Raw genomic sequence first — 14,440 nt, forward strand, 5'->3', positions numbered from 1 at the left:
ACCTCTGCAGGGTGTTTTCAGCTGAGCGCCTTGAGGTGTAGCAGGAGCGCGTGCTCCGGACGGAGCACCGGGAGGGGGAGGCCGACGTCGGCCAGGAAGCGGCCGCTCGCCGTGGCCCCTTCGGCGACCCAGGTGGGCGGTGCCGTTTGGATGAAGGTGCCCGCGAAGTCACCGTCCTCTGGCGTCGGAAGGACAACCTCGACCCGGTACTCCCGGTCCAGATCAAGCCCTGGGAGGCCCACTCGGCCGGGCATCTCCGCCGCGAGCGTGCCCAAGGCCACGGCGGCGAAAAGGCCCTCGCCGCCGTCGTACGCCACGACGCCGTGCAGCGAGAGGTTCGGCTCTGCAAGATCGGCGTGGATGGGCGCGCCCGAATGAATCAGCGCCCGGTGCTCCTTGTACAGCGCGATGGCGCGTCGCAGCGTCTCGCGTTCGGCCGGAGTTGCCTGGCGGATGTCCCACTCCATCCCGAAGTGGCCGAACAGGGCGGTGATGGCGCGGAATGAGATGTCGTGGACCCGGCCCGTGGTGTGCGAGTGGGTCGGCCCGACGTGTGCCCCGACGAGCTCCGGCGGGAGAACAGCCTCCGTCCAGCGCTGGATGGTCTGCCGCTCGAGGGCATCGTTGCAGTCCGAGGCCCAGACCCTGTCCGTGCGCTGCAGGATTCCGAGGTCCACGCGGGCGCCGCCCGACGAGCACGACTCGATCTCTACGTCCGGATGCGCCGCCTTGAGCGCGTCGACCAGGCGGTAGGCGGCAAGGGTCTGGTCGTGCACCGACGGCCGGCCGGCGTGGCCCTGCTCGGCCAGGTCACGGTTCTGATCCCACTTGAGGTACGAGATCCTGTTCTTGCTGAGGAGCTCGTCGAGGCGATCGTAGACATACTGCCACGCATCGGGATTCACGAGGTCGATCACGTGCTGATGGCGCCACTCGTGCGCGAGCCGGCCGCCGTCCTTGTACGAGGTTGGCGACGGCCCCGAGACCCAATCCGGATGCGCCCGGGCCACGTCCGAGTCCAAATTGACCATCTCCGGCTCGACCCACAGGCCGAACTCCATGCCGTGCCCCGTCACCGCGTCGATGAGCGGGGTGAGGCCCTCAGGCCACATCGTCTCGTCGACGTACCAGTCGCCGAGCCCCGCGTGATCGTCGCGGCGCCCGCGGAACCAGCCGTCGTCGAGCACGAAGCGCTCCACGCCCAGCTCCGCCGCGGTCTCCGCGAGCTCGAGCAGCGGTTCAAGGCGGTGGTCGAAATACACCGCTTCCCACGTATTGAGGACAACCGGGCGCACTCGCCCGGAGGTGGTCTCCACATGCTGGGGCCGGGCGCGGAACCAGCGGTAGAACTCGTCGGTCACGCCGTCGAGGCCCCGGTCCGAGAACGCCGCGTAGAGGGTCGGCGTGCGGTAGGACTGCCCCGGAGCCAAGACCACCTCGCCCGGGCCCAGCAGCTCGGCGGCGCCGAGCATGCGGCGGCCGTCGGCGAGCGAGTCGAGGTACTGCTCGTGGTTGCCGGACCAGCCGAAGTGGATCGCCCAGACGCGGCCCGCCCGGTTCGAGAATCCGCCGGTCCCTGCGGCCACGAGCAGTGACGAATCGTGGCCTGTCCGGCCGTGCCGCCCCGAGCGCACCCATGTGCCCTGCTGGATGCGATGCCGCTGCGGATGGTTCTCACGGCACCACCGGCCGGTCAGGTCCAGGAGCTCCTCCGCCTGCCCGGGGACGGGGACGACGACGCCGAGTTCGCCCAGGTGGTACGGCCCATCCCCGCTGTTGGTCACCTCGTGCGTGATCTCGAGGAGTCCGCCCTCATGGAGCGTGAGTAGCGTCTCGACTGTGAGGCCCGCCTCCGCGTCGGCCTGAATGATGCGCGCTCCGCGACCGTCCAGCGTCAACTCAGCCGAGGTCACGCGGAAGGCGGGGGAGAAGGCGAAGCCGGGGACTGCAGCTTCTGTGCCTATGGCGTTCGTTCTGTGGCCCCGCAACCCCGGCCGGCCAAGCCAGCCCGACGACGCCTGCGGGACGAGCCCGGCGACGACAGGCTGGTCGAGCGCGGAGTGCGGAACGGGGCTGCGGAGGATGCCGAGGTCGGGGAGCGTCTCGCCGAGGTCGGCACCCCAGTGCACCATCTCGGCCTCGCCGGAATCGAAGGCGAGCAGCACGCTGGTGCCGGCTGAGCGGAGATGCAGGGGGTCCATGGAACTCGCTTTCGTGTCGCTGACTGGGAGGCGTTCTAGAAGTCATGGGCTGGGGCCCGGCACGGTGCCGGGCCCCTGAGTGGGGTCAAGTATTCTCCCCGTTCTGGCTCACCGGAAGAGCGCGTTGACCTGCTTGTTCGCGTCGGTCAGCGAGCTCGCGGGGGCCTTGCCGGAGACGACGGCATCCATCGCGGGCTTCATGATGCCGTCGATCTTCGACGCATTGTCCGTGATCGGGAAGAGGAACGTGGTCTTGTCCTTCACCTGCTGGGTGAAGGCGGTGACGTCCACGCCCTTCGCCTTGAAGGCCTCCGCGGCCTTGTCCGTCGAGCTGGAGATGGCCGGGAAGACCACGGCCTTCGACGCGACGACGTCCTGGCAGGCCTTCGAGCCGGTGTACTCGACCCACTTCACCGCGGCGTCCTTCTTCTTGGTTCCGGTCCAGACGGAGTCGGCGAGGCCATTGAACATCGAGGAACGCTTGCCGTCGGGGCCGACTGGAGTCGGGGCGATGCCCACGTTCACGCCCTTGTAGCCGGTGTACTGCCCGATCATCCACGAGCCGCTCGAGTTGATTGCAGCCTTCCCGGCCCCGAAGTTGTCGGTCATCGAGGCGCCCACGGTGGTCTCTAGCTTGGGCATGTAGCCCTTGTCGGCGAGGCTCGCCCACCAGGCGATCGTCTGCTGGAACTTCGGGTCGTCGTAGTTGTACTTGCTCCCCCACGGGTTCTTGTCGGTGTGGGTCCAGCCCGTGGTGCCGGTGAGGAAGCTCCATTGCGTCTGACCCATACCCGAGCCCGAGCTCTCGAGGCCCAAGCCGTAGACCGCCGCGCTGTTCTTGTCGAAGCCAGGCTCGTCGCCGCGCTTGCCGTTCTTGTCCACGGTGAGGTGGGCGATGACCTTCTCATACGTGCCGCCGTCCTGCGGGTTCCACGTGAGGTTCTTCATCTGGTCCTCAGAGATGCCGGCCTTCAGGAGCATGTCCCTGTTGTAGAAGAGGCCGATCGTGTCCCAGTCCTTCGGGAGGCCGTAGCGTTTGCCGTCCGGCCCGATCCACAGGTCGGCGAGACCCGGGTTGTACTGCCCCAGGTCCACGTTGTCTGCCTTGACGGCGTCGTCGAGGGCGAGGAGCTGGCCGTTCGTCGCGAGCTCGGGGTACCTCGAGAGATGATCGGCGAAGGTATCCGGGGCGGTGCCCGAGGCCATGCCGTTGGTCAGCTTGCCCCAGTAGTCGTCCCAGCCGGTCTGGGTGATCTTGACCGTGATGTCCGGGTTCGCCTTGTGGAAGTCGTCCGCGCACTGCTGATAGGCGGGGAGCTGGTTGGCGTCCCACATCCAGTAGGAGACCTCGCCCTTCGCGGAGTCCGCGGAGTTCCCTCCGCCGGAGCTGCCGCTTCCGCAGGCAGAGAGCGCGAGGGTCGCCGCGGCGGCGACGGCGATGGCGCCGAGGGTCTTCTTCATGATGGTCCTTCCGGGGGTTTGGGGGTTACTTGGTGCCGTTGAAGCCGATGGAGTTGACGATTCGCCTGCCGAAGGCGGCGAAGAGGATGAGCACGGGGAGTGCCGAGACGAGGGTCGCGGCCATGAGGCCCGACCAGTCCGGAGCGCCTTGCGGCGATTGGGACTTGAAGACGCCCAGACCCACCGTGAGCACGCGCGTGCTTTCGTCGGATCCCACGAGGAGGGGCCAGAAGTATTCGTTCCACTGGCCCATGAAGGTCAGCAGGGCGAGGGTGGCAATCGGGGCCGCTGCGTTGGGGAGGACGATCTGGAAGAAGATCCGCCAGTGCCTCGCGCCGTCGAGCATCGCGGCTTCCTCGACCTCGCGCGACATGTTGAGGAAGAACTGCCGCATGAAGAAGATCGCGAACGGGGTCATGAACAGGTACGGCAGCACGAGCCCGAGCATCGTGTTGAGGAGGCCGAGGTTCTTCACAAGGAGGAAGTTCGGCAGGGCCGTGAAGATCGGCGGGACGAGCATGGTGCCGAGGAACAGCGAGAAGACGGCGTTGCGGCCCTTCCAGTGGAGCCTGGCGAAGGCGTAGGCGGCCATGGAGCTGAAGAACACGGCGCAGACCGTCGTGATCCCGGCGAAGAGGAGGGAGTTGGTCAGGTACCGCCAGAAGTTGATGGATGCCCCGGAGCCGCCCTCGGCCACTGCCTCGGCCGGAGTCTGGAGCCCGAAGACCCGCTGGAAGGCACCGAGGCCGAAGTCCGCGGGGAGCAGATTCGCCGAGTTGGCGGCGAGGGCGTGGTTCGACGAGAGCGCGGTGCGCAGCACCCAGTAGAACGGCAGGACGCTGACGGCGATCGCGAGGACGAGCAGGGCCCAGGCGATGACGCGGCGCCCGTTCAAGCGGCCCCGGGTCACGCGGCGCACCGGCGGGAGGTGCCGTCGGACGGTGGTGGTGGCAGACATGCTTGGCTCCTTAGTCCAGGTCCGACTCGTTGCCCCGCAGGAACTTCATCTGGATGAAGGCGACGAGGGCGAGGATGACGAAGAGGATGACGGCCAGGGCCGAGCCGTAGCCGAAGTCGTGCTGGGTGAAGGCCCGCTGGAAGATGTAGTACTGGATGACGCGGCTCGCGTTGATGGGGCCGCCTTGAGTCGTCACCGCCACTGTGTCGAAGACCTGGAACGAGCCGATCACCGTCACCACGAGCACCAGGACCAGCACGGGCCGCAGGAGCGGCAGCGTAATCCTCCGGAACGCCTGCCCCGATGAGGCCCCGTCGAGGTGTGCCGCCTCGTACAGGTGGTTCGGGATGGCCTGAAGGCCTGCGAAGATCAGCAGCGCCGTGTAGCCCATGTGGCGCCAGGTGTTGATAAGGGCCTGAGTCGGGATGGCCCACTCCTGGGACCCGAAGAACGCTACGCGCGGGAGGCCGAGCCACTCGATGATCTGGTTCACGATGCCGATCTGGTAGTCGAGCATCCAGAACCACAGGAGCGCCGCGATGACGTTGGCCATGAGGTAGGGGAGCAGGAGTGCGCCCCGGATGATCGTGGACTTGGCGATGCGGTGCATGAGCAGCGCGAGGCCGAGGGCGAGGGCCGTCTGGAGCACGATGTTGATGACGACGTACTCGAGGGTGACGCCGAGCGCGTTCCAGAACAGTGGGTCCTTCGCGATGGCCTCATAGTTGGCCGTCCCCACCCATTTCGGGTCGGCGAGGCTCAGGGTGCTGTACTTCGTGAAGCTCAGATAGATGCCCCGGACCGTGGGGACGAGGTAGAAGAGCACGAACCCGATGAGGGCCGGTGCTACGAAGACGAGGGCAATTCCGAGGTCGCTCCGGCTGCGCCGCCGACCGGGCTGCGCTTCCCCGATGCGGAGGCCGCGTTGCCGTGGCGCTCGGGTGTCCAGTGAGGTGGCCGCCAAGGATCCTCCTGTGATGTGGCTAACAGCTGAATGAAGCTGCGGAGGAATCTACACGAGTAACTTTTGGCGACGCAAGCCCAAGTTGACGCGCTTAGATACTGTTGACTCGTGTAGATTTCTCATGCCAGACTGCCGCGCATGACGCACACTTCACGCTTCTCCCTCGGCATCGTCGGCGCGGGTCAGTTCGCCGGGCAGTTCGCCAAGCTCTTCCACGCCCACCCCGCCATCTCGGCCGTCCACGTCACGGACGTGATCCAGGATCGGGCTACCGCGCTGGTCGATCGGCTGGGACTCGACGGGGCCTTCCCCAGCTTCGAGGCGATGCTCGACGGCGATGTCGACGCCGTCGCGATCTTCACCCAGCGCTGGACTCACGGCCCGCTCGTCGTCCAGGCCCTCCGCGGCGGCAAGCACGTCTACTCGGCCGTGCCCATGGCCATCAGCGTCGGAGAGATCGCAGCGATCATCGAGGCCGTCCGTGAGACCGGGCTGACCTACATGATGGGCGAGACGAGCTACTACAACCCCGCGACCGTCTACGCCCGGCAGCGCCGAGCGGAGGGCGCCTTCGGCCGGATCTTCTACGCAGAGGGCGACTACGTCCACGACATGGACCTCGGCTTCTACGAGGCCTATCAGTACAGCGGAGGCGCCGAGTGGAAGCGCACCGCGAGCTACCCGCCCATGCTCTACCCGACCCACTCGGTCGGCGGCGTGCTCGGCGGGATCGGCGGCCATGCCGTGAGCGTGAGCTGCATCGGAGTGCGCGACGAGCGGGGTGACGGCGTCTTCGACCGCGCGGTCAGCATGTTCGACAACGACTTCTCCAACGCCACCGCGCTGTTCGAGCTCGCCGGCGGAGGCTCCATGCGCATCAACGAGTTCCGCCGCGTGGGCTACCCCTCGCACCTGCGCGAGAGCCGCTTCCGCTACTTCGGCACCGAGGGCAGCTTCGAGCAGCTCGTCGACTCAGCGGTGTGGCAGGACAAGGAGTCTGTCACCGATGTCTCAGAACTCTTGAGGACGACGGCGACGCTCGCCGCCGACGACCCCTCGCTCGCCGATGTTGCGCCCGCCCTGCGGGATGGCTTCGTGTCCGGACTCGCTCCCGTGCAGGACGCTTCCCGCCTCCCGCATGAGCTGCGGGCACTCCCGACCGGCCACGAGGGCAGCCACCAGTTCCTCGTCGACGACTTCGCCCGCGCCGTGGCGGACAGGACCCTGCCGCCCGTGAACGCGTGGGAGGCGGCCCGGTATACCCTGCCCGGAATCATCGCTCACCAGTCCGCGCTGCGCGGCGGCGAACGCCTTCCCGTCCCCGACTTCGGCGACGCCCCGGCCGACGTCGCAGCGGGGGCGGCGTCGCCGTCGTCGGCGTCCTTCCCTGCAGGGCCCAGGGGGTCCCGGCGATAGCATGGTCGCCATGCCGTATCCCTCTGCAAAGCCGACTGCCACCCGCAAGGACGTGGCCCGGCTCGCAGGGGTGAGCACCGCCGTCGTGAGCTATGTGGTCAACGGGGGACCGAAGCGCGTCTCACCAGCGACGGAAGCGAAGGTCCGCGACGCGATCGCCGCGCTCGGCTACCGGCCGAACGCGGCGGCACGTGCTCTCAAGCTCGGATCCAGCGAGATGCTCGGAATGGTCGTCCCGGACGCCACCAACCCGTTCTTCGCGACGCTCGCCCACGCAGTCGAGGAGGCGGCCGCCGAGCGCGGGTACGCGCTGCTCATCGCGAACTCAGGCGGATCCCTTGCATCGGAGCGGCGGCAGGTCGCGAATCTCGTGAGCCGGCGGGTGGACGGCGTCTTCCTCTGCAGCGTCCTTTTCGAGCCAGACCTAAGGGAACTCGAGGCGGCCGACATCCCGGCCGTGCTCCTCAACCACAGCGCCGAGACGCCCGGCTTCGATTCGGTAGGGGTGGCCCTCGAAGAGGGGGCGCGGACCGCCGTCGGGCATCTCGTCTGGCACGGACACCGAAGGATCGGGCTCATCATAGGCACGAACACCGGCGGGGACCTCGATGCGCGTGAGGTGGGCTGGCGCGCCGGACTCGCCGAAGCGGGACTTCCTTCCGGTCCGGTGATGCGCGGCCCGTTCAGTCGGGAAGGCGGATATCAGTCCGGAAGGTGGCTGCTCAACGAGGCCGAAAGGCCGACGGCAGTGTTCGCGAGTTCCGACCTTCAGGCTGTCGGGCTGCTCAAGGCCTGCCACGAGGCGGGGGTGCGCGTGCCGGAGGACCTGGCGATCGTCTCGTTCGACGGCTCCGCGGAGGCCGAGTTCAGCTGGCCGCCGCTCAGCACGGTGGCCCAGCCCGTGGGGGAGATGGCGCACGCAGCCGTCGACGCCCTCGTGGGAGGCGGCGACCACAAGCGGAACCGGATCTTCCCCGCGACCCTGGTCCGCCGGGCGTCCTGCGGGTGTTGAGCCGACACCTTGTCGCGACGAAGTTCGCGTGAGCGAGGTCAGCAGTTCCCCTCTCGCGGACGAGTTCCCGTCATGTGAACTTCTCCGCGAGCAGTGAGCTTCCTGCCGGTCGGAGGCCGCCCTCGAGCAGCTTCGCCCGCAGAAGTGTTGGCTGTTCGAGCTCAGCCCAGTCCCACCGCAGTACCGGATGACCGGACGCCAACAGGCGGTTCTCGCGACGCTTCTCCCGTCGGATGACGTCACGGGGATCCTCGTCTCCTGTCATTTCCCGGCGGAAGTACTTCCCCCAGCCGTCGAATTCGCCCACCGGGTCCGGACTGATGTCCCAGGCAAAATCGGTTCGACCGATGAATCCCTGCATGTCTCGATGCTCCCGTTGGAGCACCGGCTCGGGGAAGCCGAAAATGTGCATGAGTGCTCGGCTCACGGATTCGCCGGGAGACTCGGCGCCGGCCCGCGCGAGAGACGCAACGAGCTCGGCCCTCTGGCGTTGATTCTTATGCGACAGGGCGGCGATTCCGTCTTGAACCCCGGGCACCGCGAGCAATGAATCTTCACCGCTGCCCCGCAAGAGTCCGTCCGCTACGGTGAGCGCGCGGGCGAATCGTCCGGTGCCGAGGACCTCGACGAGCGCTGTGACGATCGGGACTGTCGCGTACTCGCCGACAAGAACTGGGCCAACGTCCCGATGTCGATGGCGCCGTACCGGCGGTGGAGGCGCGAGACGCGCTCTGCTGGCCTGATCCGATTCGCCTCGGACCGTGAAGGCGTTCGGTCGAAGCCCGAGCCGCGTGGTGGAATCCACCGCCACATCGATCGAGGGCGGAACCTTCACCACGGGTATTCCATGAAGGAACAAGGCCGTCTCGCCGCAGAAGACGGCTTGGGGGTTCGCGCGGGCGTGCGATGTGACGGCGGCTTGGAAGCGTTCGGTCGAGGTAGCGTCGAGCCACTGGGGCGTGGGGATGTAGAAGCCGCGCCGGAGGCGCACGAGCCGGCCATCGGCGAAACGCGTCCGGGGGTCGAACGAGGGGCCGTCAACCTTGCGGAGGGAACTGTCAATGAGGTGCGCCAAAAGGTCCATGCCGTCGATCCTGACAGTTGACCCGTTTCCGTCGATGACTGCAGAACACCTATGTGGATACCGCTCCGAACCGCTCTCGCGGAGGAGTTCCCGTTACGGGAACTCCTCCGCGAGAAGTGACGAACCTTCGCGGCGCACCGCGACTTTCGTGCGACAGCCGCACTTTCCGCTGACCTACTTGCGCAGGTCTTGGGCGATCTGCTGCATCACGCCAGGGTCGGCGAGGGTGGTCGCGTCGCCGGGGTCGCGGCCTTCTGCGACGTCCTTGAGGAGGCGCCGCATGATCTTGCCCGAGCGGGTCTTGGGCAGTTCGGGAACGACGAGGACGTGCTTGGGCTTGGCGATCGGTCCGATCTCCTTGCCCACGTGCGCGCGCAGCACCGCGGAGGGGTCCTCGCCCTCGGCGATCTCGACCTCGCCGCGGAGGATGACGAAGGCGACGACGGCCTGGCCGGTCGTCTCGTCGACGGCACCCACGACGGCGGCCTCGGCGACCCATTCGTGGGAGACGAGGGCCGATTCGATCTCGGTGGTGGAGAGGCGGTGGCCGGAGACGTTCATGACGTCGTCGACGCGCCCGAGGAGCCAGATGTCGCCGTCGTCGTCCTTCTTTGCCCCGTCCCCGGCGAAGTACATGCCCTCGAACCGTGACCAGTAGGTGTCCCTGTACCGCTCGGGGTCGCCCCAGATGGTGCGCAGCATGGAGGGCCAGGGCTCGCGGACCACGAGGAAGCCGCCGTGCCCGTTCGGGACCGGCGCCCCGTTCTCGTCCACCACGTCCACCGCGATCCCGGGCAGCGGCACCTGGGCAGAGCCGGGCTTGGTGGCGGTGACCCCGGGGAGCGGGGCGATCATGATGGCCCCGGTCTCGGTCTGCCACCAGGTGTCCACGATCGGGGCCTTGCCGTGGCCGATGACCTCCCGGTACCACATCCAAGCCTCGGGATTAATCGGCTCCCCGACGGAGCCGAGGACGCGCAGGCTCGAGAGGTCGTACTTGTCCGGGATCTCCCGACCCCACTTCATCATGGTCCGGATCGCGGTCGGGGCCGTGTAGAGGATGGAGACCTTGTACTTCTGGACGAGCTCCCACCAGCGCCCCTGATGCGGAGTGTCGGGCGTGCCCTCGTACATGACCTGGGTCGCGCCGTTCACCAGCGGACCGTAGGTGACATACGAGTGGCCGGTAACCCAGCCGATGTCCGCGGTGCACCAGTAGACGTCGGTTTCTGGCTTGAGGTCGAACACGGCCGAGTGCGTGAACGCCGTCTGGGTCAGGTAGCCGGCGGTGGTGTGGAGGATGCCCTTGGGCTTTCCGGTGGTGCCGGAGGTGTAGAGGATGAACAGCGGGTGCTCGGAGTCGTGTCCGACGGCGGTGTGCTCGGGGGAGGAGGCCTCCATCAGGTCCGCCCAGTGCACGTCGCGCCCTTCGGTCCAGGCCACGTCCTGCCCGTTGCGCTTGACGACGACGACGTGCTCCACCGTGTGGCCCGGCGCAGCGAGAGCGTCGTCCACGGCGGGCTTGAGGGAGGAGGGCTTCCCGCGCCGGTACGTCCCGTCGGCGGTGACGACGAGCTTGGCCTCAGCGTCGTCGATCCGGGAGCGCAGGGCGTCGGCGGAGAACCCGCCGAACACGACCGAGTGGACGGCACCGATGCGGGCGCACGCGAGCATCGTCACGACAGCCTCGGGGATCATCGGCAGATATACGGCCACGCGGTCGCCCTTGCGGATCCCCAGGGACTCGAACGCGTTGGCGGCCCGCTTCACCCGCTCGGTCAGGTCTGCGTACGTGATGGTCTCGGTGTCCCCGGGCTCGCCCTCGAAGTAGATCGCCACCCGGTTCCCGTGCCCTGCCTCCACGTGCCGGTCCAGGGCGTTGTACGCGGCGTTGACCTCCCCGCCCACGAACCATTTCGCGAAGGGCGCATCCGACCAGTCCAACGCCTCGTCGAAATCCTTCGACCACGTCAGGATGCTGCGTGCCTGCTCCGCCCAGAACCCGACCCTATCCTCCGCGGCTTTGGCGTAGATGTCCCCGCGCACGTTGGCCGCGGCCGCGAACTCCGGCGTGGGCGGGAACTTGCGTTCCTCGCGGAGCAGGTTTTCAAAGGCGTCACCGTTGACGGTTTGGGACATGGGAGTCCTTTCGGCTCGTTCCATCGCGTGATTCATCACCACACTAAACCTTCGCCCGTAGCAGGGTAGTTGCGTGCGTCACATTGAAGCGGCCGCTCGTCCCGCCCGTCCTGCGGTGGCTAGTCGAACTGGGCCGCGGGTGCTAGGTGCCGCACAGGCGTTGTGGCTAGGCTGAACCGCAAGGACGACCGAAGGAGCAGCCCATGTCTGATCCCACTCAGGGTCCCTCGCGCGGTGGCAGCACACTGCCCGGACCCAACCGCGAACCTGAGACTGACGGCCGCAGCGTGGCCGTCGTCGGCCCCTTCACGGCCCGCGATCTCGCCGTCTTCGGTGGCGTGCTGGTCACGCTCATCGGCTCGGTGCTCCCGCTCGTCCAGCGGGGAACCCAGCTGAACCTCTGGAACGCCCAGAATCTCTATTTCATCGGCATCGGCATTCTGCTGCCGCTCATCCTCGCGGGTCTCTTCGCCTGGCGACGGCTCGCGCCGTCGACCTCCATCCGTGTCGGATCGTTGTCCTTGGATCAGTTCGGGTCGGTCGTGGCGGCCTTCGCCTGCTCCTACTTCTTCGTCTTCGCGGTCACGGCACTGACCCCCGGAGGCTTCGTCGGGTTCGTCGGAGGCGCGATCCTCGTCGCGGCCACCGTGTTGGGGCGCTTCATTCCGGGCTTCGCGAAGGACTTCGCCGGCCGCGCCGAGGTGCCGGCACACGTCGTGGCCCGCGACGCCGTCGCCCCCGTCGTCAAGCCCAAGGCGCCGAAGCCCAAGAGGGCGCCCGCAGGCGCGGCGCAGCAACAGGCATCTCCCGGCGCGCCCGCACCATGGGCAGGCACGGTGATGCACGACGGCGGCCCGGCGCCCGCTGCTTCGACCCCGCCGAGCGCCGGGCGTTTCTCGCCCAGGCAAAGTGCGGCCCCTGAAACAGTCATGAGCCCTACGGCGGTGGGCCCGACTGCAGGCGCCGGTAGCCCTGCTGGTACTGGCGCTGCTGGTGCTGGGACCACTGGGGCCGCTGGTGCTGGCGCTGCCAGTGCGGGGGTTGCGGGTGCGGCAGTAGCTGCCGCCGCGGCCGCAGCGTCGGCCGAGAGGGATGCCCAGACCCGTGCGCTCCGGAGCGCCCCAGCGGGGCAGCAGGGGGACGACGCCGTCGTCCTCGGCGATGCCGATGGCGAGGCGTACGGCGCACCCGGCGCGGAGGAGAGGGCTGCGACCCCTGCCGCGACCGAGCCGACCAGAGCCGAGCCGGCCCCGGCCGAACCTGGCAGAGCCGAGCCGGCCCCGGCCGAACCTGTTCCAACCGCGACGGTCCAGGCGGCGTCCGTACCGGCAGCCGAATCGCCGGCTCCAGCGGCGCCGGCACCCGAAGTCCCGGGGGCCGAGCGCGAGACGGAATCCGCCCGCGCGCCGGAACCCGAGCCCGAGGTTGGGCCAGCCACTCAGGTCGCGCCCGCCGTCGACCCTTATGAGGAGTTCGAGGCCACCCGCAGCTTCGAGGAGCCGGAGCCCGAGTACGAGGCGTTCTGGTTCGCGGTGAACCAGCAGCGCATGGCGTTCGATCCGGAAAGCGGCCTCCCGGTCTTCGCTCTCGAACCGGGCCAGTGGATCCTCGCCCTGCAGGACCGCGGCAACGAGTTCCTCGTCCAGAGCCAGGACGGGAGGATCGGCATCCTGCGCGACCTCTCGGGAATCGAGCGCGGCTGAGCGCCAACGCCGGGCCCTCGCGAGGAACTTCGCGGCGCCGGCTCACCCCCGACGAGACGCCCCTCGCCCTCAAGCGGCGGGCGCGGAAGATCAACCGCATCCTCGCCGACTTCTATCCCTACGCGCACGCCGAGCTCGACTTCCGCAATCCCTTCGAGCTTCTCGTGGCCACGGTGCTGAGCGCGCAGACCACGGACGTCCGGGTGAACCAGGTGACGCCCGTCCTGTTCGCCAGATATCCGGACGCACGGGCGCTGAGCGAGGCGGAGCTCGCCGACATCGAGGAGATCATCAAGCCGACCGGGTTCTTCCGGGCGAAGGCGCGCAGCGTGCAGGTGCTCTCGCAGCGGATTGTGGACGACTTCGACGGAGTGGTCCCCGGCCGCCTCGAAGACCTGGTGACGCTCCCAGGAGTTGGGAGAAAGACGGCTAACGTCGTCCTCGCCAATGCGTTCGGCATCCCCGGGATCAGCGTGGACACCCACTTCGGACGGCTCGCCAAGCGTTTCGGCTGGACCGCCTCGGAGGACCCGGTCAAGGTCGAGCAGGACGTCATGGAGCTCTTCCCGCCGAGCGACTGGACGATGGTCTCCCACCGCGTCATCTTCCACGGCCGCCGCGTCTGCCATTCGCGGCGTCCTGCCTGTGGGGCATGCCCCCTTGCGGCGCTCTGTCCGTCCTTCGGGATTGGCGAGACTGATCCGGAGAAGGCCCGGAAGCTTCTCAAATACGAGATGGCCCCGGGCCAGGAGGCGCTCTACGCCGAGATGGTCGCGAACGTGGATTCGGCAGCTGACATCCGTCGCCGCGTGCAAGGCAATTCATGAGCGCGAAGGCTCAGCTCGAGGCGCTCGCGCACGGAATCCGGACCGGTGAGATTGACCCGTTCGATCCGCGCTGGCACCCCACGGCCGTGGGGCCGAAGGGGCGTCAGGCCGCCGTGCTCGTGCTGTTCGGTGTGCTCGATTCTGTTCCGGCAGCCTCGGACAAGCCGCTCGCGCCCGCGGACCTCGACGTCCTGCTTCTCGAACGCGCGCAGACGCTGGGGTCCCATCCCGGCCAGGTCGCGTTTCCCGGCGGCGGGCTCGAGCCCCAGGACGCGAGCCTCGTCGACTGCGCCCTCCGGGAAGCAGCCGAGGAGACGGGGCTGGACCCGTCGGGGGTGGACGTTCTCGCCGAGCTCCCCCCGCTCGGACTCGGCGTGAGCGGATTCCTGGTGACGCCTGTCCTCGCCTGGTGGAAGTCGCCGTCGCCCGTCGCCGTCGTGGATTTCGCCGAGTCGGCGCAGGTCTTCCGCACGCCGGTCCGTGACCTGCTGGACCCCGAAAACCGCTTCACAGGGGTCCTGCACCGCCGTGGGGTGACCTTCTCAAGCCCCGCGTTCGTCGTGGGGGGAGTCCTCATCTGGGGCTTCACGGCCATGGTCCTCGACGCGTTGCTCGAGGGGCTCGGCTGGTCCGTCCCCTGGGATCGGGACCGCAAGCACTACATCACGCCCTGAG

11 protein-coding genes are annotated in these 14,440 nt (G+C 68.1%); 5 read left to right on the forward strand and 6 right to left on the reverse strand.

Annotation, left to right across the window (positions count from 1 at the left end; all coding sequences use genetic code 11):
• Nucleotides 1-17: 17 nt before the first annotated feature.
• The 4 genes from E5679_RS07970 to E5679_RS07985 form a co-directional block, all read right to left on the reverse strand.
• On the reverse strand, nt 18-2,201 hold the full coding sequence (locus tag E5679_RS07970) for an alpha-galactosidase (RefSeq protein WP_138414543.1): 2,184 nt from the start codon (nt 2,199-2,201) through the stop codon (nt 18-20).
• Nucleotides 2,202-2,309: 108 nt separating this feature from the next.
• Entirely contained in the window at nt 2,310-3,662 is a 1,353-nt protein-coding gene (locus tag E5679_RS07975) for an ABC transporter substrate-binding protein (RefSeq protein ID WP_138414544.1), read from the reverse strand.
• Between the two features lie 25 nt (nt 3,663-3,687).
• A complete protein-coding gene (locus E5679_RS07980) occupies nt 3,688-4,620 on the reverse strand; it encodes a carbohydrate ABC transporter permease (protein WP_138414545.1) in 933 nt (310 codons plus the stop codon).
• A 10-nt stretch (nt 4,621-4,630) separates the two neighbouring features.
• Entirely contained in the window at nt 4,631-5,533 is a 903-nt protein-coding gene (locus tag E5679_RS07985) for a carbohydrate ABC transporter permease (RefSeq protein ID WP_249336025.1), read from the reverse strand.
• Nucleotides 5,534-5,722: 189 nt separating this feature from the next.
• Between E5679_RS07985 and E5679_RS07990 the strand changes: the two genes are divergently transcribed.
• Both E5679_RS07990 and E5679_RS07995 read left to right on the forward strand, forming a co-directional pair.
• Nucleotides 5,723-7,000, forward strand: a complete 1,278-nt coding sequence (locus E5679_RS07990; protein WP_138414546.1) for a Gfo/Idh/MocA family protein — start codon at nt 5,723-5,725, stop codon at nt 6,998-7,000.
• Between the two features lies 1 nt (nt 7,001).
• Nucleotides 7,002-8,012 (forward strand): LacI family DNA-binding transcriptional regulator, encoded by a 1,011-nt coding sequence (locus tag E5679_RS07995; RefSeq protein ID WP_420821063.1) that lies wholly within the window; start codon nt 7,002-7,004, stop codon nt 8,010-8,012.
• 70 nt (nt 8,013-8,082) lie between these two features.
• Here E5679_RS07995 and E5679_RS08000 read toward each other — a convergent pair whose 3' ends face one another.
• Together E5679_RS08000 and acs are read right to left on the reverse strand one after the other, a co-directional pair.
• Nucleotides 8,083-9,096 (reverse strand): hypothetical protein, encoded by a 1,014-nt coding sequence (locus tag E5679_RS08000; protein WP_138414548.1) that lies wholly within the window; start codon nt 9,094-9,096, stop codon nt 8,083-8,085.
• A gap of 174 nt (nt 9,097-9,270) precedes the next feature.
• On the reverse strand, nt 9,271-11,235 hold the full coding sequence (gene acs, locus E5679_RS08005; RefSeq protein ID WP_249336014.1) for an acetate--CoA ligase: 1,965 nt from the start codon (nt 11,233-11,235) through the stop codon (nt 9,271-9,273).
• 203 nt (nt 11,236-11,438) lie between these two features.
• Here acs and E5679_RS08010 point away from each other — a divergent pair, with 203 nt between their 5' ends.
• The 3 genes from E5679_RS08010 to E5679_RS08020 are packed head-to-tail and all read left to right on the forward strand — an operon-like array spanning nt 11,439 to nt 14,439.
• Complete coding sequence (locus E5679_RS08010; protein ID WP_138414550.1) at nt 11,439-12,938, forward strand: hypothetical protein; 1,500 nt, start codon at nt 11,439-11,441, stop codon at nt 12,936-12,938.
• Nucleotides 12,935-13,765, forward strand: a complete 831-nt coding sequence (nth, locus tag E5679_RS08015; RefSeq protein ID WP_138414734.1) for an endonuclease III — start codon at nt 12,935-12,937, stop codon at nt 13,763-13,765. The genes E5679_RS08010 and nth overlap by 4 nt, the downstream gene beginning before the upstream one ends.
• Nucleotides 13,762-14,439, forward strand: a complete 678-nt coding sequence (locus E5679_RS08020) for an NUDIX hydrolase (RefSeq protein ID WP_138414551.1) — start codon at nt 13,762-13,764, stop codon at nt 14,437-14,439. Before nth ends, E5679_RS08020 begins: the two co-directional genes overlap by 4 nt.
• Nucleotide 14,440: the final 1 nt, after the last annotated feature.

This window comes from Sinomonas gamaensis (assembly GCF_005876955.1).
GTDB lineage: Bacteria > Actinomycetota > Actinomycetes > Actinomycetales > Micrococcaceae > Sinomonas > Sinomonas gamaensis.

Bases quoted from the DNA above. Each gene is read 5' to 3' on its own strand.
- E5679_RS08010 (WP_138414550.1), top strand. From the start codon at position 11,439: ATGTCTGATCCCACTCAGGGTCCCTCGCGCGGTGGCAGCACACTGCCC.
- E5679_RS07990 (WP_138414546.1), top strand. From the start codon at position 5,723: ATGACGCACACTTCACGCTTCTCCCTCGGCATCGTCGGCGCGGGTCAG.
- E5679_RS07995 (WP_420821063.1), top strand. From the start codon at position 7,002: ATGGTCGCCATGCCGTATCCCTCTGCAAAGCCGACTGCCACCCGCAAG.
- E5679_RS07970 (WP_138414543.1), bottom strand. From the start codon at position 2,201: ATGGACCCCCTGCATCTCCGCTCAGCCGGCACCAGCGTGCTGCTCGCC.
- E5679_RS07975 (WP_138414544.1), bottom strand. From the start codon at position 3,662: ATGAAGAAGACCCTCGGCGCCATCGCCGTCGCCGCCGCGGCGACCCTC.
- E5679_RS07980 (WP_138414545.1), bottom strand. From the start codon at position 4,620: ATGTCTGCCACCACCACCGTCCGACGGCACCTCCCGCCGGTGCGCCGC.
- E5679_RS08000 (WP_138414548.1), bottom strand. From the start codon at position 9,096: ATGGACCTTTTGGCGCACCTCATTGACAGTTCCCTCCGCAAGGTTGAC.
- acs (WP_249336014.1), bottom strand. From the start codon at position 11,235: ATGTCCCAAACCGTCAACGGTGACGCCTTTGAAAACCTGCTCCGCGAG.
- E5679_RS08020 (WP_138414551.1), top strand. From the start codon at position 13,762: ATGAGCGCGAAGGCTCAGCTCGAGGCGCTCGCGCACGGAATCCGGACC.